This window comes from Allobosea sp. NPDC055332, from assembly GCF_053645455.1.
On sequence record NZ_JBSHMO010000002.1, the window covers coordinates 1004983 to 1022051 of the forward strand.

The 17069-nt window shown below is 69.5% G+C and carries 19 protein-coding genes; 12 read left to right on the plus strand and 7 right to left on the minus strand.

Annotated features, from left to right (window positions below):
* Positions 1–22: 22 nt before the first annotated feature.
* From ACWIGM_RS13490 to lpxK, 3 genes are read left to right on the plus strand one after another with little or no spacing between them, the layout of a single operon-like run.
* Positions 23–772, plus strand: a complete 750-nt coding sequence (locus tag ACWIGM_RS13490) for a lysophospholipid acyltransferase family protein (protein WP_454026432.1) — start codon at positions 23–25, stop codon at positions 770–772.
* Complete coding sequence (locus ACWIGM_RS13495; protein WP_454026433.1) at positions 769–2070, plus strand: 3-deoxy-D-manno-octulosonic acid transferase; 1302 nt, start codon at positions 769–771, stop codon at positions 2068–2070. Before ACWIGM_RS13490 ends, ACWIGM_RS13495 begins: the two co-directional genes overlap by 4 nt.
* The gene (gene lpxK / locus ACWIGM_RS13500; RefSeq protein ID WP_454026434.1) at positions 2070–3104 is read left to right on the plus strand and encodes a tetraacyldisaccharide 4'-kinase; all 1035 of its coding nucleotides are present in this window, start codon (positions 2070–2072) and stop codon (positions 3102–3104) included. The genes ACWIGM_RS13495 and lpxK overlap by 1 nt, the downstream gene beginning before the upstream one ends.
* Here lpxK and ACWIGM_RS13505 read toward each other — a convergent pair.
* The gene (locus tag ACWIGM_RS13505) at positions 3072–3293 is read right to left on the minus strand and encodes a DUF2093 domain-containing protein (protein WP_454026435.1); all 222 of its coding nucleotides are present in this window, start codon (positions 3291–3293) and stop codon (positions 3072–3074) included. The genes lpxK and ACWIGM_RS13505 overlap by 33 nt on opposite strands.
* A gap of 140 nt (positions 3294–3433) precedes the next feature.
* Between ACWIGM_RS13505 and ACWIGM_RS13510 the strand changes: the two genes are divergently transcribed.
* Positions 3434–4258, plus strand: a complete 825-nt coding sequence (locus ACWIGM_RS13510; protein WP_454026436.1) for a dienelactone hydrolase family protein — start codon at positions 3434–3436, stop codon at positions 4256–4258.
* A gap of 42 nt (positions 4259–4300) precedes the next feature.
* On the opposite strand, the gene ACWIGM_RS13515 is transcribed toward ACWIGM_RS13510, so the two are convergent.
* Together ACWIGM_RS13515 and xseA are read right to left on the minus strand one after the other, a co-directional pair.
* A complete protein-coding gene (locus ACWIGM_RS13515) occupies positions 4301–5029 on the minus strand; it encodes an SGNH/GDSL hydrolase family protein (RefSeq protein WP_454026437.1) in 729 nt (242 codons plus the stop codon).
* A 156-nt stretch (positions 5030–5185) separates the two neighbouring features.
* Complete coding sequence (gene xseA / locus ACWIGM_RS13520; RefSeq protein ID WP_454026438.1) at positions 5186–6709, minus strand: exodeoxyribonuclease VII large subunit; 1524 nt, start codon at positions 6707–6709, stop codon at positions 5186–5188.
* Positions 6710–6800: 91 nt separating this feature from the next.
* Between xseA and purD the strand changes: the two genes are divergently transcribed.
* Genes purD through ACWIGM_RS13545 form a run of 5 tightly spaced genes read left to right on the plus strand, consistent with a single transcriptional unit; the run spans position 6801 to position 10631 of the window.
* Positions 6801–8081, plus strand: a complete 1281-nt coding sequence (purD, locus tag ACWIGM_RS13525) for a phosphoribosylamine--glycine ligase (RefSeq protein ID WP_454026439.1) — start codon at positions 6801–6803, stop codon at positions 8079–8081.
* A 59-nt stretch (positions 8082–8140) separates the two neighbouring features.
* The gene (locus ACWIGM_RS13530; protein WP_454026440.1) at positions 8141–8395 is read left to right on the plus strand and encodes a type II toxin-antitoxin system VapB family antitoxin; all 255 of its coding nucleotides are present in this window, start codon (positions 8141–8143) and stop codon (positions 8393–8395) included.
* Positions 8392–8817, plus strand: a complete 426-nt coding sequence (locus ACWIGM_RS13535; protein ID WP_454026441.1) for a type II toxin-antitoxin system VapC family toxin — start codon at positions 8392–8394, stop codon at positions 8815–8817. The genes ACWIGM_RS13530 and ACWIGM_RS13535 overlap by 4 nt, the downstream gene beginning before the upstream one ends.
* Positions 8814–9728: an alpha/beta fold hydrolase gene (locus tag ACWIGM_RS13540; protein WP_454026442.1), complete on the plus strand. Its 915-nt coding sequence runs from the start codon at positions 8814–8816 to the stop codon at positions 9726–9728. The genes ACWIGM_RS13535 and ACWIGM_RS13540 overlap by 4 nt, the downstream gene beginning before the upstream one ends.
* Positions 9729–9755: 27 nt before the next feature.
* The gene (locus ACWIGM_RS13545) at positions 9756–10631 is read left to right on the plus strand and encodes a patatin-like phospholipase family protein (protein ID WP_454026443.1); all 876 of its coding nucleotides are present in this window, start codon (positions 9756–9758) and stop codon (positions 10629–10631) included.
* Here ACWIGM_RS13545 and ACWIGM_RS13550 read toward each other — a convergent pair.
* Positions 10591–11337, minus strand: coding sequence for an ArsR/SmtB family transcription factor (locus tag ACWIGM_RS13550; protein WP_454026444.1), 747 nt, complete (start codon positions 11335–11337; stop codon positions 10591–10593). The genes ACWIGM_RS13545 and ACWIGM_RS13550 overlap by 41 nt on opposite strands.
* Before the next feature lie 153 nt (positions 11338–11490).
* Between ACWIGM_RS13550 and ACWIGM_RS13555 the strand changes: the two genes are divergently transcribed.
* Positions 11491–12231 carry a sulfite exporter TauE/SafE family protein gene (locus ACWIGM_RS13555; protein ID WP_454026445.1) on the plus strand — a complete coding sequence of 247 codons (741 nt, stop codon included), beginning with the start codon at positions 11491–11493 and terminating at the stop codon, positions 12229–12231.
* 6 nt (positions 12232–12237) lie between these two features.
* Here ACWIGM_RS13555 and ACWIGM_RS13560 read toward each other — a convergent pair whose 3' ends face one another.
* The 3 genes from ACWIGM_RS13560 to ACWIGM_RS13570 all read right to left on the minus strand — a co-directional run bounded on the left by ACWIGM_RS13560 (position 12238) and on the right by ACWIGM_RS13570 (position 13983).
* Complete coding sequence (locus ACWIGM_RS13560; protein ID WP_159650282.1) at positions 12238–12618, minus strand: D-Ala-D-Ala carboxypeptidase family metallohydrolase; 381 nt, start codon at positions 12616–12618, stop codon at positions 12238–12240.
* 394 nt (positions 12619–13012) lie between these two features.
* Positions 13013–13516, minus strand: a complete 504-nt coding sequence (locus ACWIGM_RS13565) for a GNAT family N-acetyltransferase (RefSeq protein ID WP_454026446.1) — start codon at positions 13514–13516, stop codon at positions 13013–13015.
* Entirely contained in the window at positions 13516–13983 is a 468-nt protein-coding gene (locus tag ACWIGM_RS13570) for a nucleoside deaminase (RefSeq protein WP_454026447.1), read from the minus strand. Before ACWIGM_RS13570 ends, ACWIGM_RS13565 begins: the two co-directional genes overlap by 1 nt.
* 134 nt (positions 13984–14117) lie before the next feature.
* Between ACWIGM_RS13570 and ACWIGM_RS13575 the strand changes: the two genes are divergently transcribed.
* Both ACWIGM_RS13575 and rsmD read left to right on the plus strand, forming a co-directional pair.
* On the plus strand, positions 14118–16412 hold the full coding sequence (locus tag ACWIGM_RS13575; protein WP_454026448.1) for a pseudouridine synthase: 2295 nt from the start codon (positions 14118–14120) through the stop codon (positions 16410–16412).
* A gap of 10 nt (positions 16413–16422) precedes the next feature.
* A complete protein-coding gene (gene rsmD / locus ACWIGM_RS13580; protein ID WP_454026449.1) occupies positions 16423–16983 on the plus strand; it encodes a 16S rRNA (guanine(966)-N(2))-methyltransferase RsmD in 561 nt (186 codons plus the stop codon).
* Positions 16984–17069 lie beyond the last annotated feature (86 nt).

Consider the following 17069-nt stretch of genomic DNA (forward strand, 5'->3'; position numbering starts at 1 on the left):
GGGGCGATACCAGTCCGGTTCGATGGGATTTTCCCTGCTCAAGACGAAGTTCGCGCAGGAGGCGCTCGGCCGCAGCCTCGCCTATTATCTGCGGCTGGTCAGGCGCACGAACCGCTTCGTCGTCGAGCCGGCCGATGTCTATGAGCGCGTGCGCGGCGAACTGCCGCTGATCATCGCGATGTGGCACGGCCAGCACATCATGATCCCGTTCGCCCGACCGGAGTGGATGCCGTCCTGCTCGCTGGTCTCGCGTCATGGCGATGGCGGCTTCAATGCGGTCGCACTGCGCGAGCTCGGCATCGGCGCGATCCGCGGCTCGGGTGCCTCGGGCAAGAAGGTCCGCGAAAAGGGCGGCGCGCCGGCCTTTCTCGCCATGGTCCGCCGCCTCGCCGCCGGCGACACCATGGTGCTGACCGCCGACATCCCCAAGCGCGCGCGCATCTGCGGCCCGGGCATCGTCCAGCTGGCGCGCGCCTCGGGTCGGCCGATCCATCCGATCGCGGTGGTGACCAGCCGGCGCATCGACTTCAACAGCTGGGACCGCGCCTCGATCGGCCTGCCCTTCGGGCGCGGCGCCATCGTCGTCGGCGATCCCGTATGGGTTGCGCGCGAAGCGGATGAAGCGACCTGCGAGGCGGCGCGGCTCGCCGTCCAGGCCGGGCTCGACGCCGTGCATGAGCGCGCCTATGCGCTGATCGGGGCGCGCGATCCCGGCGCAGATCTGCGCGAGGCCCAGGCCGCCAAGGCTGCTGCCAAGGCCAACGCCGCATGATCGGCCGCAGCTTCATCATCAGCGCCTACCGGACGCTCACCGCCTTGCTCGAGCCGGTCGCGGCCGGGCTCCTGCTCTGGCGGCGCCGGCGTGGCAAGGAGGACCCGGCGCGCCTGTTCGAGCGACGCGGTCACCCCAGCGTCGAGCGGCCGGCGAAGACCCTTGTCTGGCTGCACGGGGCCAGCGTCGGCGAAACGGTGACGCTGCTGCCCCTGATCGAACGCTTGCAGCGGCGCGGGCTCGCCGTGCTGGTGACGTCGGGCACGGTGACCTCGGCGCGGCTCCTGGCGCAGCGCCTGCCGGCCGGAGCGATCCACCAGTTCCTGCCGCTCGACGTGCCGCGCTATATGCGGCGCTTCCTCGACCATTGGCGGCCCGATCTCGGCCTGATCTGCGAATCCGAGATCTGGCCTAACCTGATGATCGAGGCCGGCAAGCGCGGCGTGCCGCTCGTCCTGATCAATGCGCGCATGTCGCAGCGCTCCTTCCAGCGCTGGTACAAGTTTCCGCAGACCTCGCGCTATCTGCTTTCCGGTTTCGATCGCTGCCTGGCGCAGTCGCAGGAGGACGGGCAGCGCCTCGCCCAGCTCGGCGCACCACGCGTCAGCATCGCCGGCAACCTGAAATTCGACGTCCCCGCCCCGCCGGCCGATCCCAACACGCTCGCCCTGCTCGATGGCCTCGCTGCCGGCCGCCCGGTCTGGGTCGCCGCCTCGACCCATCCGGGCGAGGAGGAGGACGTGCTCGCCGCCCATCTCGGCGTCCAGGCACACCTGCCCAAGCTCCTCACCATCGTCGTGCCTCGCCACCCCGATCGCGGCGGCGAGGTCGAAGCGCTCGCAAAGGCCAATGGCGTCGCCAGCGCCCGCCGCTCGCTCGGCCACCTGCCCGAGCGCGACATCGACTTCTACATCGCTGACACGCTCGGCGACCTCGGCCTGTTCTACCGGCTGGCACCGGTCGCCTTCATCGGCGGCTCGCTCGCGCCGATCGGCGGCCACAATCCGATCGAGCCGGCCAAGCTCGGCTGCGCCCTGCTGCACGGCCCGCTCGTTCATAAATCGGCCGATCTCTTCGCCGCCTTCGACGCCGGCGGCGGCGCCATCCAGGTCGCCGACCGGCAGGAGCTCGCCCAGGGCGTGCACCGCTGGCTCAGCGATCCCGCCGCTGCGCGCCAGGCCGCCCGCGCCGCGGCCCGCACCAGCACCGAGCTCAGCGGCGCGCTCGACCGCACGGTCCAGGCGATCGAACCGCTGCTGCTGCGCGCCGCCATCGGCCAGCGCGAGACTGTCGACTGATGCGCGCCCCGGGCTTCTGGTGGCGCCCGGCGCCATCCGTCCTCGCCCGGCTGCTGCAACCGCTCGGGGCACTCTACGGCGCGATCACGCTGAGGCGCATGCGCAGACCGGGCATGCGGGTCGGAATCCCAGTGATCTGCGTCGGCAACTTCGTCGCGGGCGGCGCCGGCAAGACACCGACCACGCTGGCCCTCGTAGCCAGGCTCGCCGCGATGGGCGAGACGCCCTTTGCCCTGACGCGCGGCTATGGCGGCCGACTGCCTGGCCCAGTGCGCGTCGACCTCGATCAGCACGATGCCGGGGATGTCGGCGACGAACCGCTGCTGCTTGCCGCGCGCCTGCCGACGGTCGTGGCGCGCGAGCGGCCGCCGGGCGCTGCGCTTGTGCGTGATGCCGGCGCCAGCCTCGTCCTGATGGATGACGGGCTGCAGAACCCCTCGCTGCACAAGGACCTGCGGCTCGCCGTCGTCGACGGCGCCGTCGGCATCGGCAACAGCCTGTGCCTGCCGGCCGGGCCGCTGCGCGCGCCGCTGGCGGAGCAATTCGGGCGGGTCGATGCGCTCGTCATCATCGGAGAGGGAGCGGCAGGCGACAATGTCGCCGCTCAGGCCCTGACCGCCGGCAAGCGCGTGCTGCGGGCGAGCCTGACGCCACCGGCCGATATTGAATCTGCGCTCGCCGGCCTGCCGGTGCTGGCGGTCTCGGGGATCGGCCGGCCGGAGAAATTCGCGGCGACATTGCGCGCCGCCGGAGCGCGGCTGATCGGCGAGCACGCCTATGGCGACCACCACGCCTATACGGCGGGCGAGGTCGCGGCGCTGATCGCCGAGGCGAAGGCGAAAGCCTGCTGTGTCGCCGTCACCGAGAAGGACATGGTCAAGCTCGCGCCGCTCTGGCCCGCCGCGGAGCGCTCGCTGCTGCTTTGCGTGCCGGTCACGCTCGCCTTCGAGGATGAGGCCGCTCTCGACGCGCTGCTGCGCGAATGCCTGGCAAGAACCCGCTCAGGCGCGGCCGGCGCGGCGCACGCGCAATAAGACGGCCTCCGGCGAGGCATAGGCTTCCTGCCATTCCACCGACCAGTAGCGCAGCTCCTCGAGCCGGATCGGCGCGCCGGTGACGGCGCAGCGGACGAAGGCGCCAGGACGCACGACGCGGAACTCACCATGGCCGTAATCGACCAGCGCTTCGGAGCCAGAGGGAGGCAGGCGTTCGTTGATGTTCATCACGGGCCAGGATGATAAAGCGGCGACGGGTTAGCGTACAGGTTGCAGTTTGACGCAACCATCTCTGAAACCACGCATTGTTCCAACATGGTCTTTCTGTGATAGCGTCAGTTGCGATGATGTCCAGCCTGACCCACGCCATGAAACTGGCGATTGGTCTTGTTACCCTGCTCGCGATCCCCGCGATTGCGGGCGGCTATGAGCGCGTCCGTATTCCACATGACGATTACCAGCTCGATGCGGTGATGTTTCGCCCCACCGGGCCCGGGCCCTTTCCGGCAATTGTCGCGCTGCATGGCTGCGGCGGCCTCTGGCGCGAAACGGACAAGCTCTCGACACGGCATAGCGACTGGGGCGAGCGCCTTGCCGCCACCGGCTTCGTCGTGCTGATGCCCGACAGCTACGGCCCACGCGGACTCGGCTCGCAATGCGGCGTCAAGGACGTGACCATCCGCGCCAGCCGCGAACGCGTCGGCGACGCGATGGCGGCCCGGCGCTGGCTGCAGGAACGGCCCGATGTGCGGCGTGACGCGATCGCGCTGCTCGGCTGGTCCGGCGGCGGCTCCACCATCCTCGCCGCGATCCGCAAGGACCGTAGGCCGGCCGACCGCCAGCCCGACTTCGCCCGCGCCGTGGCGTTCTATCCCGGCTGTCGTACCCAATCGGAGTCGGGCAGCTTCGAAGCTCGCCTGCCGACCTTGATCCTGATGGGCGATGCCGACGACTGGACGCCGCCCGCGCCATGCGACTTCCTCGCCAAATCGGCGCGGGCCCGCGGCGAACCGGTCGAGCTCGTGCTCTATCCCGGCGCGGTGCATGATTTCGATCACCCCCGCCTCGACCGGCGCGAGAAGGAAGGTGTGGCCTTTTCTGCCTCCGGAACCGGCAAGGTCACCATCGGCACCGACCCGGCGGCGCGGGACGACGCGATCAGACGGGTCAAGGCCTTCCTGCTGGGCAAGTGACCGCGCTCACGGCGGAGCATCGGTTCTGAAACCGTTGTGCCGTCAGCGTACCGAGGCTGCGAGCGTCACCGCCGGCTTGTCGCCCAGCAGCGAGCGGGCGATGTCCTGAGCCAGGCAGCCATAGCCGGCATCGCTCATGTGGAAACGGTCGCCGGCGAGCGCAGCCATGAAGCCCTCGGCGTCGCGCTGGTACCAGCCCAGCATCGCCTGATAGCGCGACAGCACCGGGACGGCCTGCGCCTTGGCAACCTCGGCGATGGCATCGACATAGGCACGATAACGCGCCGTCTCCTTGATACCGGGATAGAATTGCGGATCGAGGATGACGAGCCGGGTACGGGCCTGCCTCGCAGCCGCGATGCCATCGGCGACGAGATTGCGGAAGGTCGCGAGATCGCCGCCGGTCACCGCATCGTTGGTGCCGACCTGCCAGATCACCAGATCATAGTGGCCTTCGACCAGCGCGGCCTTGAGGCGCGAGAGCGTCTGCGGCGCGGTCTCGCCGCCAATGCCGGCATTGACCATCTCGATGGAACGGCCCGAGAGGCCCGTGCGCAGCAGCGTCCCCAATTGGGCCGGGTAGGTCTTGTCCTTGCCGCTGGCGCCGATGCCCTCGGTCGAGGACGAGCCGATGGCGAGGATGCGCAGGGGCGCACCGCCCCTGTTCAAGGTCGAAGCGAGATCGCCGGCATCTCGGGTAAGCGTCGACGGCCTGCAGACGAATTCGGTCGCGTTCGCCTGCTGCACTTGCAGGCCCAGCGGCGCAAGCATGGCAAAGGCACAAGCAAGGCGTATCCGGAAACCGGCGAGCATCAAGGAGCATTCCCCCAACCGCTATCAGGCAGCGATTAGCCAGCACTAGCTGAACGCTATCTGAACGGGAGGCCGCTCATCCGAAATGGTGGTGAATGACCGGTTTTCGGGATGTCAGAACAGATCGCCCTGCCCGCCGCCTCCGGCCGGCTTGCGAGAGGCTGGCCGTGGCGCTTGCGGCGCAGCCGTTCCGCCGGGCACGACGGCGCCGAAGCTGCCATCGGCGAGCGTGACCTGAAGGGTTAGTCCCGGCCGTGCCGCGGTGGCACTGCGCAGCAGATTGCCGCCCTCGTCGCGCACCAGCGCGTAGCCGCGTGCCAGCACGGCTTGGGGGCCGAGCGAGCTAGCGAGCGCCCAGACGCTGTCGAGCCGGTCACGACGGCGCTGGATCTGGCGCGCGAAAGCCGCGACGGCGCGCGCGGCGACGGAATCGAGCCGGTCACCAGCGCGGGCGATACGATCACGCTCCGCCCGGAAGATCGCGCCACGCGCTGCGGCGAGCCGCTTGCCGAACCCGTCGAGGCGGGCGGCATGGGTCGCAAGCCGTGCTGCCGGCGATTGCGTATGCAAGCGACGGTCGAGCTGGCCGAGGCGCTGTTCGTAAGCACGGGCATTGCGCGCCAATGCCGGGCCGAGCCGCGTGGCTGCGAGATCGAGCCGTTGCCGCGGCGCCGCCAGCAGGTTCTCGGGCGTCGGCAGGGCCCGGGCGAGCGCGCGCAGATCGTTGCGCCGGCGTTCTGAGAGACGCAGCGTCGCGCCGGAGAGCCGACGCGACAGATCCGTGACCTGCCCGAGGAGCTCGGCGCGCACCGGCACGACCTTTTCGGCCGCGCCGGTCGGCGTCGGCGCGCGCAAATCGGCGGCATGGTCGATCAGGGTGACATCGGTCTCGTGGCCGACCGCCGAAACCAGCGGGATCAGCGAGGCGGCGGCGGCGCGCACCACCACCTCCTCGTTGAAGCCCATCAGGTCTTCGAGCGAGCCGCCGCCGCGCGCGACGATGATCACATCCGGGCGCGGAATGCGGCCGCCTTCTGGCAGCGCGTTGAAGCCGGCGATCGCATTGGCGACCTCGGCCGCGCTGCTCTCGCCCTGGACGCGCACGGGCCAGACCAGGACCTGACGCGGAAAGCGTTCCTCCAGCCGGTGCAGGATGTCGCGGATCACGGCGCCGGTCGGCGAGGTGATGACGCCGACGACGCGCGGCAGGAACGGGATGAGCTGCTTGCGGCCGGGATCGAACAGGCCCTCGGCGGCGAGCTTCTTGCGGCGTTCCTCCAGCAGCGCCATCAGCGCGCCGATGCCGGCCGGCTCCAGCGAATCGATGATGATCTGGTAGCTCGACTTGCCGGCGAAGGTGGTGATCTTGCCGGTGGCGATCACCTCCAGCCCCTCCTGGGGCTTGGTCTTCAGCCGGCCGAAGACGCCCTTCCAGATCACCGCGTCGATCTTGGCGTTGGCGTCCTTCAGCGAGAAATAGACATGGCCGGAGCCAACCGGGCCGCGATAACCGGAGATTTCACCGCGCACGCGCACGAAGCCGAAGGCGTCCTCCAGCGTGCGCTTGAGCGCGCCTGACAGGTCGGAGACCGACCATTCGGGGGCATTGCCGGCAGGCTGGGGCGATTCGCTGTCCATGGATCGTATTTAACGACAGGAGGACGCGAGCAGAAGCGTTGCTCCGTCAGCCTGCGGCAGCTATTGCGCCCTGAGCAAGCGGAGAGAGGCGATGAACATTCTTCTGATCGGGTCCGGCGGGCGCGAGCACGCCCTGGCCTGGGCCATCTGCGCCTCCCCTCTCTGCGACAAGCTCTTCATCGCGCCCGGCAATCCCGGCACCGCGGAGTGCGGCACGAATGCAGTGCTCGACATCGCCGACCACCGTGCCGTTGCTGATTTCTGCAAGCTGATGAGCATCGGCCTCGTCGTCGTTGGGCCGGAAGGGCCATTGGTCGAGGGCATTACCGACGATCTCGAGGCCGCCGGGATCAAGACCTTCGGTCCGTCCAGGGCCGCGGCGCAGCTCGAAGGCTCGAAGGCCTTCACCAAGGAGCTCTGCGCCGAATTCGGCATCCCGACCGCGGCCTTCGCCCGCTTCACCGACGAGGCTGCGGCCAGGGCTTATGTCGCCAAGACCGGCGCGCCGCTGGTGATCAAGGCCGACGGGCTCGCAGCCGGCAAGGGCGTCGTCATGGCCGAGACCATCGAGCAGGCCAATGAGGCGTTGGCCATGATGTTCTCCGGCGGTCTCGGCGCGGCCGGCGCCGAGGTCGTGATCGAGGAGTGGATGATCGGCGAGGAAGCCAGCTTCTTCGCGCTCTGCGACGGCGCGCACGCCCTGCCCCTCGCCTCGGCGCAGGACCATAAGCGCGTCGGCGATGGCGACACCGGCCCCAACACCGGCGGCATGGGCGCTTATTCGCCGGCCCCGGTCATGACCAAGGCCCTGGAAGCACGCGTCATGGCCGAGATCATCGCGCCGACGCTGACGGGCATGATCCAGCGTGGCACGCCCTTCAAGGGCATCCTCTATGCCGGGCTGATGATCACCGCCGACGGCCCGAAGCTGATCGAATACAACACCCGCTTCGGCGATCCCGAATGCGAGGTGCTGATGCCGCGCCTGAAGAGCGACATCGTCCCGGCGCTGCTCGCAGCCCGCGACGGCGTGCTCAACGCCGTCGACCTGCGCTGGTCCGACGATGTCGCGCTGACGGTGGTGATGGCGGCGAAGGGCTATCCCGGCACGCCGGAAAAGGGCAGCGTCATCAAGGGCATCGACAAGGCCGCGGCCGAGAAGGACGTGCTGGTCTTCCATGCCGGCACGCAGGCGAAGGATGGTGACATCGTCGCCAATGGCGGGCGCGTGCTCAACATCGTCGCGCTCGGCAAGACCGTCAGCGAGGCGCAGGCCAAGGCCTATGCGGCCGTCGACCTGATCGACTGGCCGGGCGGCTTCTGCCGCCGCGACATCGGCTGGCAGGCTATCAAGCGCGAGCGCGAAGGCTGACAGGGCGATCGGCGCGTTGTATATATCGAACCAGCAATCGATATATACACGAGGATGCCATGGCCATCCTGATCAAGGATCCCGAAACGGACCGCATCGTGCGCGAGCTCGCGGCGCGCACGGGCAGGACGATCACTGATGCGGTCAAGACAGCGGCGGAGCGCGAGCTCGCCGAGCTGCCGCCTCGCAAGGGGCGGATCGACATGGAGAAGTTGGAGCGAACGCTTGCCGAAATCCGCTCCTATCCAAGGATCAACGAGCATCTGACCGATGATGAGATCATCGGCTACGATGAGAACGGCCTTCCGTCGTGACGGCCTCGCCGATTGTCGTCGACAGCTCGGCAATCATCGCGATCCTTCGCAGCGAGCCTGAACAAGACAGGCTGTTAGCCGGACTGAATACCAGCAGCGCCAACTTCTGTTCCATGGTGACCTTCGTCGAGAGCTTCATGGTCTCGACGAACCGCAATGCTGATGCTCCGGTCGTCCTGCATCTGAGGTTGCTCGACGATCTTGGGATCGAGACCGTGCCGCTGGATCAAAAACAAGCCGTCCTCGCCGCAGAGGCTTTCCTGCGCTTCGGCAAGGGCCGCCACCCGGCCAAGCTCAATCTCGGCGACTGCTTCTCCTATGCTCTTGCCAAATCCTTGAACGCGCCTCTGCTCTACAAGGGCGAGGATTTCGGCCTGACGGACATCGCCGCGGCCGTACCGTCACAGGAGCAGCGGCCATGACCAATATCGACAGCCTCTTTCCCGGTTTCGAGGCGCGCTGGATCGACGGGCCGGTCGGCAAGATTTTCGCCCGCGTCGGCGGCGAGGGGCCGCCGGTGGTTCTGATCCACGGCTTCCCGCAGACCCATGCCGAATGGCACGAGATGGCCGGCGAGCTGGCGAAGACGCATACCGTCGTCTGCCCGGATCTGCGCGGCTATGGCTGGTCGGCGGCGCCGCATGGCGATGGCGGCAAGGCGCTCTATAGCAAGCGCGGCATGGGCGAGGACATCGTCGCCGCAATGAGCGCGCTCGGCTTCAACCGCTTCGCGGTGATCGGCCATGACCGCGGCGCCCGCGTCGCCTATCGCCTCGCGCTTGATCATCCCGGCCGGGTCGAGCGGCTCGTCCTGCTCGACATCCTGCCGACCGTGTCAATGTGGGAGGGCATGAACGCGGCACGTGCCATGCAGGTCTATCACTGGACCTTCCTGGCCCAACCCGAGCCGGTGCCGGAGAAGCTGATCCAGGCCGATCCCGCCGGATGGCTCGACCACACGATCGCAAGCTGGACGCGGGCCAAGAAGATCGAGGCCTTCCACCCATTGGCAATGGCGGCCTACGCTGCGTCCTTCAACGATCCCTCGCGCATCCATGCCGCCTGCGAGGATTATCGCGCCGGCGCGACCACCGATCTCGAGCACGACAAGGCCGATCTCGGGGCGGGCAAAAAGATCCTCTGCCCGGTGCTGGTGCTCTGGGGCGAGGCCGGCATCCCTGCCAAGGGTGCGAGCCCGCTCGCAATCTGGCGCGAGACCTTCACGCCGCAGGCGGAGGGCCAGGCGATCGTCAGCGGCCATTTCCTGCCGGAGGAGAATCCGCAGGACACGCTGGCGGCGGTGAAACCTTTCCTCGCGAGGGAGGTTGCCTGAGCGGCTCCCGCACCGCAACATCAGGCCATGACCGGCGTCTCCAGCCCCCTCGCCCGCCTGCCCGACCCGTCCGGGCCCGAGCTCGTCCTCGTGCTCGGCTCGGGCGGGGCGCGCGGGCTCAGCCATATCCCGGTGCTGGAGGCGCTCGACGAGCTCGGCCTGAAGCCGGCGCTGATCGCCGGCTCGTCGATGGGGGCGATCGTCGGCGCGGCCTATGCCGCCGGCCTCTCCGGCCGCGACCTGCGCACCCATGTCGAAGCGAGCTTCCGCGACCGGGCCCGGGTGATCGCAAGACTGCTGGAAGCGCGCATCGGCAAGATCGCCGATCTCTGGCGCGGCGGTCTCGGCAATCCCGTGCTGATCGACGGCGAGCGCCTGCTCGACCTGTTCTGGCCGCAGGCCGTGCCTGATCGCTTCGAGGAGCTCGGCATCCCGTTCCTCTGCGTCGCGACCGACTACCATCTGCATGACGAGGTCGTCCTCGGCAGCGGCCCGCTGACGCCGGCCGTCGCCGCCTCGCTGGCAATCCCCGGCCTGGTCAAGCCGGTGACGATCGGCGGGCGGGTGCTGATCGATGGCGGCGCCATCAACCCCCTGCCCTATGACCGCCTGCTCGGCCCAGGACGTCTCGTGCTCGCGGTCGACACCAGCGCGCCGGCGACCGTCAGCGACAGCCGCGTGCCCGAGCCGCTGGAAGCCATGGTCGGCGTCTCGCAGATCCTGACGCGGGCACTGGTCCAGCGCATGATCGAGCGCCAGCCGCCGGACATCCTGATCCGCGCCGGTGGCGAGGGCTTCGGCGGGCTCGACTTCTTCCGCTGGCAGGCGATCCTCGAGGCCGCCCAGCCGGCGAAGGAAGAGGTCAAGCGGAAACTGTCAGAGGCGCTCGAACGGGCGGCGTGACGGCCTCCGGCTCGTCGCAGCGGAAGCCCGGCAGGCCGGCCTCCAGCGCCGAACGTCCCTCCTCGGTCAGGAGGACGGCGCGGCTGTCCCTGATCCGCGTCACCCAGCCAGCCTCGAAGCAGCGGCAGGCCAAAGCCGCAGCAAGCGAACCGGCGAGATGCGGGCGGCGCTCGCTCCAGTCGAGACAGGGACGCAGTGCTGCCCGCCTGCCCTTGCTCGCAGTGGCGGGCTCGATCCCGAGCTCGGCGAAGAGCGCGACGCCGGAGCGGGTCAACCCGTAGCCGCCATCTGCGACGCTGAGATGGCCGCCGGCGACGAGCGCGTCATGGATCGCGATGCCCAGCCGTCCGGCGAAATGGTCATAGCAGGTGCGCGCGCGGGCGAGGTCGGCGCCGACGCGCGAGGGCAGGCGCCGCCCGTTCGCCTGGCCGCCGGAGAGCACCATCAGCCCTTCGAGAGCGGCGGCAACCTCCGGCCCGGCGAGCCGGTAGTAGCGATGGCGGCCCTGCACGGCGACGCCGAGCAGGCCGCCCTGCATCAGCTTGGCGAGATGGCCGCTCGCGGTCTGCGGCGCGACGCCGGCGAGGAAGGCGAGCTCCTTCGCCGTCAGCGCGCGCCCGTCCATCAGCGCATGCAGCATGTTGGCGCGGGCGGGATCACCCATGAGATGGGCGATCTCGGCGAGATAGGGTCCGTGCATGGCCATGGCTCGACGCCTCCATTGTGGCCGCCATGATGACGTCCGCGCCCGCTGAGGCAAGCAAGGACGCTACGGCGGAGACCGTAGTATCGAAGAGCGACAGCCGGGGTCAGGACTGCCACAAGTCGCGGCATCGCAATCGATCGGATTGGCAGGATCATGGACCAGACGACGCTCCTCACCTTCATCGCCGCGACCTTCGTGCTCGCCGGCTTCGTCAAGGGCGTGATCGGGCTCGGCCTGCCGACGATCGCCGTCGGCGTACTCGGCGTGGTGATGGCGCCGGCGCAGGCGGCGGCGCTGCTGGTCATCCCCAATCTCGTCACCAATAGCTGGCAGCTGACCGGGCCGAAGCTGAAGGCCATTGCAATCCGTCTCTGGCCGATGCTGGCAGGGACCTGCGTCGGCACCTGGGCCGGCGCCGGACTGCTGGAGAAGGCCAAAGACGGCTCGGCGACGCTCTGGCTCGGCATCGCGCTGGTGCTCTATGCGCTGGTCGGCCTGAAGGCCGCCAAGCTGCGCGTGCCCGAAAAGGCCGAGATCTGGCTCGGCCCGCTGGTCGGCGTGATCACCGGCGCCGCCACTGCGGCGACCGGCGTCTTCGTGCTGCCGGCCGTGCCCTATCTGCAGGCGCTCGGCTTCGACAAGGACGAGCTGGTGCAGGCGCTCGGCCTCTCCTTCATCGTCTCGACGATCGCCCTGTCCTTCGGGCTGGTCGGCGCCGGCGCACTCGACCTCAAGGTCGCCGGCGCCTCGTTGCTGGCGCTGCTGCCGGCGCTGGCCGGGATGTGGTTCGGCCAGGCAATCCGGCAGCGCATCTCGGCCGCGACCTTCAAGCTCTGCTTCTTCGCCGGGCTGCTGGGGCTGGGCGGCTACCTGGTTGCCCGGACCTTGCTCTGAGCTCGATCAGCGCCCGCGCCCGGCATAGGCCAGCCGGCGGCTGCGCTTGTGGCCGTACCAGGCGATCTCGCGGTCGCCGACATCGACATGGACGAGACCGTTCGAGTAAGAGCCGACGCCGCCGACAGCTTCGATCTTCTTGGCGACGGCCGCAGCGTTCCGCGGCGAGGTGGCGAGCGGGCGGAAATCGATGGCATTGCCGCGATAGTGCTGGGAGTTGCGGGCGTGGCGGCCGCCGCAGGTCGAGGTGATCTGGATCGGGCCGATCTTGGCGGTGAGTTCCTTGATCATGCCGAGGGTTTCCGGCTTGAGGCAACCGAGCCCCTTCACCTGCGGCTGGAACGAGATCATCGCGAGATGGGTATCGGCGGCAAAGGAGGGGGACACAGACCAACAGGCCGCGGACAGCGCAGCCAACGCAACTTTACGCATAATGGAGAAATACCGACTTTGGGGAATGGGAGGCTCAAGCCACCATTCCTTGGTCTGGCTGAGCAGTGCAGCGGCGACCTACGGAGGATACAAGGCAAAAACAAGGCAGCTTACGATATGCTTTCGGGATCCGATCAGCCCCGGATTTTGCCTACACCATCAGGACTAAGCCCATCGAACTAACCAATCGGCTAAATACTTTGATTTTTATCTATAGACCGATCCACTCTATACGATAGATAATCGAACCATTACATCTAAATGCAGTTTTGACGGGAACCGCCGAAGCATTCACCCAGCCGGCCGGGAGTTCGCCGCGACCGCGCGGCCCTCGGATCGTCTTTCGCGGCTACAGCCCGAATGCCGAGGGGTAGCTGACCGAGCCCTGCTTCCCCGCCAGGGCTCCCGTCACGAGCTCCAGCGCCATGAAGGCCTCGCCTTGGAAGGGCGAAGCGAGGTTTTGCGCCAGCGGCGCCGAGAAGCCGAAGCGCAGATAGTAGCCGGGGTGGCCGAGCACGATCACCACCTCGGCGCCCGCAACCCTCGCCTCGTCGAGTGCCGCCATGATCAGCCGGCCGCCGATGCCCTGCTTCTGCAGTCCCGGCCGCACGGCCATCGGCGCCAGCGCCAGGGCCTTCACGGCGCGGCCGTCCATCATCGTCGGCAGCCAGCTCAGCAGGATATGGCCGATGATCGCACCACCCTGCTCCGCGACCAGCTCGACCGCGACGAGGCCGTCGCTGCGCAGGCGCTCGACGATGCCGACCTCCTCCTCGCCGCCAAAAGCGGCACGATTGAGGGCGGCAATGGCTTCCGCATCGGCCGGAGTTGCTGCCCGTATGGCCTCCGCCATCAGCGCTTCCCCCGGAAGAAGTCGCGCAGCAATTCCGCCGCCTCGCGCTCGCTGAGGCCGCCATAGACCTCGGGCGCGTGATGGCAGCTCGGGCTGCGATAGAGCCTGACGCCGTTCTCGACCGCGCCGCCCTTCGGATCGGAAGCGGCGAAATAGAGCCGCCTGATCCGGGCGAAGGAGATCGCCGCGGCGCACATCGGGCAAGGCTCGAGCGTGACATAGAGATCGCAATCGATCAGCCGCTCGGACTGGATCGCCTCGCAGGCCAGCCGGATCGCCAATGTCTCGGCATGCGCCGTCGGGTCCTTCAGTTCGAGCGTGCGGTTGCCGGCGCTCGCCAGCACCTCACCGCCACGGACGATCACCGCCCCGACCGGCACCTCGCCACGCTCCGCCGCGGCGCGCGCTTCAGCCAGCGCCAGCGCCATTGGCACCACCTCGACCTGCTTTGCGTCGATCGATCCCATCGAACCTTCATCTTTGCCGTCGCAGCGCATGAAAACGCCTGCTACAAGCGCCGGCTAATACCAGATTCAAGAGCCGCTGCCGTCCCGGATCGCTTCGCAACCCGGTCCGCGATGATCCGGCTTCAGGAGCCACCATGAGCGACGACAACAATCAGAAAAGCCGAGGCCCGCGCAAGGGCGGCGGAACCGGCGGCCGCGGCGGCGGGCGCGATGGCGGTCCCGGCCGTGGCGGGCCTGGCGGCAGGCCGCCCGGACGTGGCGGCAAGCCTCCCTTCCGCTCGCGCGATGGCGAGGAGCGGCCCCGACGCGCGCCTGCCGAAGGTGCAGAGCGTCGCCGCAGCGAAGGCGAGCGCCCGGCGGCGCCGCGCTTCGAGAAGAAGCCGTTCCGCGAGCGCCCGAGCGGCGAGCGCCCGCCACGCGAGGGCGGCGAGCGGCCATTCCGCGACCGTGGCAGCGACGAGCGCCGCGCCAGCCGGCCGCCGCGCGATGGCGAGCGGCCAAGCCGCGATAGGACTGCTGGCGACAGGCCCGGCGGGTTCGGGCGTCCTTCCCGGGACGGCGCACCGGCACGCCCGCCGCGCGAGGGAGGCGAGCGGCCATTCCGCGATCGCGGCGGTGACGAACGGCGCGCCAGCCGACCGCCGCGCGATGGCGACCGGCCAAGCCGCGACAGGACTGCTGGCGACAGGCCCGGCGGGTTCGGGCGCCCTTCACGGGACGGCGCACCGTCGCGCCCACCGCGCGAAGGCGGCGAGCGGTCGTTCCGCCCGCGCGATGGCGAGGAGCGCCGGCCGCCGCGGGACCGCGGCGAGCGTCCCTTCCGCGAGCGCAGCAGCGAAGGCCCGCGTGCCGCTCGCCCGCCGCGCCGCGAAGATCGCGATCGTAGCGAAGGCCGCGGCTTCGGCGGCGGCAAGCGCTTCGACGCGCCGCGTGGCAGCAATCCGACCCGCACTCGCCCAGACCGGGCGCATCGCAACGCCGCCGAGATCGCCGAGGCCGTCTCGGTTCCGGCCGCGCCGCAGGAGCCGGAGCGCATCGCCAAGGTGATGGCCCGCGCCGGCGTCGCCTCGCGCCGCGACAGCGAGGCGCTGATCGCGGAAGGCCGCGTCAGCGTGAACGGCAAGGTGATCGAGAGCCCGGCCCTCGATGTCGGCCCGAACGATGTCGTGCTGGTCGATGGCGAGCCGTTGCCGGCGCGCGAGCGCACAAGGCTCTGGTTCTACCATAAGCCGCGCGGCCTGGTGACGACCAACCATGATCCGGAAGGGCGCCCGACCGTGTTCGACGCCCTGCCAGAGGACCTGCCGCGCGTGCTCTCGGTCGGCCGGCTCGACATCAACACCGAAGGCCTGCTGCTGCTGACCAATGACGGCGGGCTGGCGCGCATGCTCGAATTGCCGGAGACCGGCTGGCTGCGGCGCTATCGCGTCCGTGCCTTCGGCCAGGTGAACCAGGCACAGCTCGATACGCTCCGGGGCGGCGTCACCATCGACGGCGTCCAGTACGGGCCGGTCATCGCCCAGTTCGAGCGCGAGCAGGGTTCGAACACCTGGCTCACCGTCGATCTGCGCGAGGGCAAGAACCGCGAGGTCAAGACGGTGCTCGAGCATCTCGGCCTGCAGGTGAACCGGCTGATCCGCGTCTCCTTCGGCCCGTTCCAGCTCGGCGACCTGCCGGAGGGCGAGGCCGAGGAGGTCCGCTCCAAGGTGCTGAAGGACCAGCTCGGCACCGAGCTGATGGCCAAGGCGGGCGTCGATTTCGACTCGCCGCGGCGCGACGAGATTCGATCGGACGAGAGGCCCGCGCGCGGCAGGCCTGCGCCGGCAGGCGACGACCGGCCACGCCGCCGTCCGCGCGAGGAGCAGGCCGAGGAGGCCCGTCCGCTGCGTGGCGACAAGCCGTGGACGCGCGGCGTCTGGCGCGATGCCGAGGCAGAGCCGCAGCGCGAGCGCAAGGCGGCGCCGCGGCGCGGCCTCGATCCAAAGGAGGAGCGGCAGGCGCGCGAAGCGACCGGCACGGTCAAGCGCGTGCGCGACAAGGCGATCGCCGATCCAAAGGGGCGGCGCGTCAAGGTCGAGCGCATCAGTGCCGCGCCCAGCGACGAGCCGCGGGCCGAGCGGCCGGCGCGCGCGCCGCGCGGCGAGCGTCCGAGCCGGGCGCCGCGCGAAGAGAGCTTCGGCCGCGACCGCGGCGGCGAGGCACCCTGGCGCGGCAGCGGCGACTGGGCCGATAAGCCGCCGCGCGGCAAGCGTCCGCCTGGCGGCGGTGCCGGCACCGACGAGCGCCCGGCCCGCCCCTTCCGCGGCAAGCCAGTCGGCGACAGGCCAGGTGGCGATCGCCCCGGCGGGCGCGGCCCGCGGCCCGGCGGCGGCAAGCCGCCACGCTCCGGTCCGCCGCGCTCTGGCGGCGGGCGTGACCGTCGCGGCTGAGGTTTAACCGATGCGCATCGTCGGGGGACGCTTCGGCGGCCGGCCGCTCGCCAGCCCGAAGCCGGGCATCGGCGCGATCCGGCCGACCTCGGACCGCCTGCGGGAATCGCTGTTCAACGTGCTGGCGCATGGCCATGGCGATGCGGCCGACGGCGCGCGCGTGCTCGATCTCTTCGCCGGCACCGGCGCGATGGCGTTCGAGGCACTCTCGCGCGGCGCCGCCTTCGCGCTGCTGGTCGATGACGGGGCCGAGGCGCGCGGGCTGATCCGCGAGAACCAGATGGCACTCGGGCTCGCCGGCTATAGCCGCATCTTCCGCCGCGACGCGACCAGGCTCGGCCCGATCGCCGGCATGGCCCCGTTCGACCTCGTCTTCTGCGACCCGCCCTATCGCAAGGGGCTGGGCGAAAAGGCTCTCGCCTCGGCCCGCGAGGGCGGCTGGCTGGCGAGCGAGGCGCTGGTCGTGCTGGAAGAGGCCGCCGATGCGCAGATCACGCTGCCGGACGGGTTCGAGGAGCTCGACCGGCGCGATTATGGCGAGACGCAGGTGCGGTTTCTAAGGGCGAATTGAACATCGACCTTAAGTTCACTACTCCCTGCACCCATAATGGAGTGTAGTGGGCACTTTCAACAGCCTTTTGGTTGCATTGGGAGGTG

What these genes read in the sequence shown, in the direction of transcription:
- ACWIGM_RS13495 (WP_454026433.1), top strand. Translation starts at nt 769, where the DNA reads ATGATCGGCCGCAGCTTCATCATCAGCGCCTACCGGACGCTCACCGCC.
- ACWIGM_RS13575 (WP_454026448.1), top strand. Translation starts at nt 14,118, where the DNA reads ATGAGCGACGACAACAATCAGAAAAGCCGAGGCCCGCGCAAGGGCGGC.
- xseA (WP_454026438.1), bottom strand. Translation starts at nt 6,709, where the DNA reads ATGGACAGCGAATCGCCCCAGCCTGCCGGCAATGCCCCCGAATGGTCG.
- ACWIGM_RS13550 (WP_454026444.1), bottom strand. Translation starts at nt 11,337, where the DNA reads ATGGCCATGCACGGACCCTATCTCGCCGAGATCGCCCATCTCATGGGT.
- ACWIGM_RS13530 (WP_454026440.1), top strand. Translation starts at nt 8,141, where the DNA reads ATGGCCATCCTGATCAAGGATCCCGAAACGGACCGCATCGTGCGCGAG.
- ACWIGM_RS13510 (WP_454026436.1), top strand. Translation starts at nt 3,434, where the DNA reads ATGAAACTGGCGATTGGTCTTGTTACCCTGCTCGCGATCCCCGCGATT.
- ACWIGM_RS13515 (WP_454026437.1), bottom strand. Translation starts at nt 5,029, where the DNA reads ATGCTTGCGCCGCTGGGCCTGCAAGTGCAGCAGGCGAACGCGACCGAA.
- ACWIGM_RS13490 (WP_454026432.1), top strand. Translation starts at nt 23, where the DNA reads ATGGGATTTTCCCTGCTCAAGACGAAGTTCGCGCAGGAGGCGCTCGGC.
- purD (WP_454026439.1), top strand. Translation starts at nt 6,801, where the DNA reads ATGAACATTCTTCTGATCGGGTCCGGCGGGCGCGAGCACGCCCTGGCC.
- ACWIGM_RS13555 (WP_454026445.1), top strand. Translation starts at nt 11,491, where the DNA reads ATGGACCAGACGACGCTCCTCACCTTCATCGCCGCGACCTTCGTGCTC.
- rsmD (WP_454026449.1), top strand. Translation starts at nt 16,423, where the DNA reads ATGCGCATCGTCGGGGGACGCTTCGGCGGCCGGCCGCTCGCCAGCCCG.
- lpxK (WP_454026434.1), top strand. Translation starts at nt 2,070, where the DNA reads ATGCGCGCCCCGGGCTTCTGGTGGCGCCCGGCGCCATCCGTCCTCGCC.
- ACWIGM_RS13505 (WP_454026435.1), bottom strand. Translation starts at nt 3,293, where the DNA reads ATGAACATCAACGAACGCCTGCCTCCCTCTGGCTCCGAAGCGCTGGTC.
- ACWIGM_RS13565 (WP_454026446.1), bottom strand. Translation starts at nt 13,516, where the DNA reads ATGGCGGAGGCCATACGGGCAGCAACTCCGGCCGATGCGGAAGCCATT.
- ACWIGM_RS13570 (WP_454026447.1), bottom strand. Translation starts at nt 13,983, where the DNA reads ATGGGATCGATCGACGCAAAGCAGGTCGAGGTGGTGCCAATGGCGCTG.
- ACWIGM_RS13540 (WP_454026442.1), top strand. Translation starts at nt 8,814, where the DNA reads ATGACCAATATCGACAGCCTCTTTCCCGGTTTCGAGGCGCGCTGGATC.
- ACWIGM_RS13545 (WP_454026443.1), top strand. Translation starts at nt 9,756, where the DNA reads ATGACCGGCGTCTCCAGCCCCCTCGCCCGCCTGCCCGACCCGTCCGGG.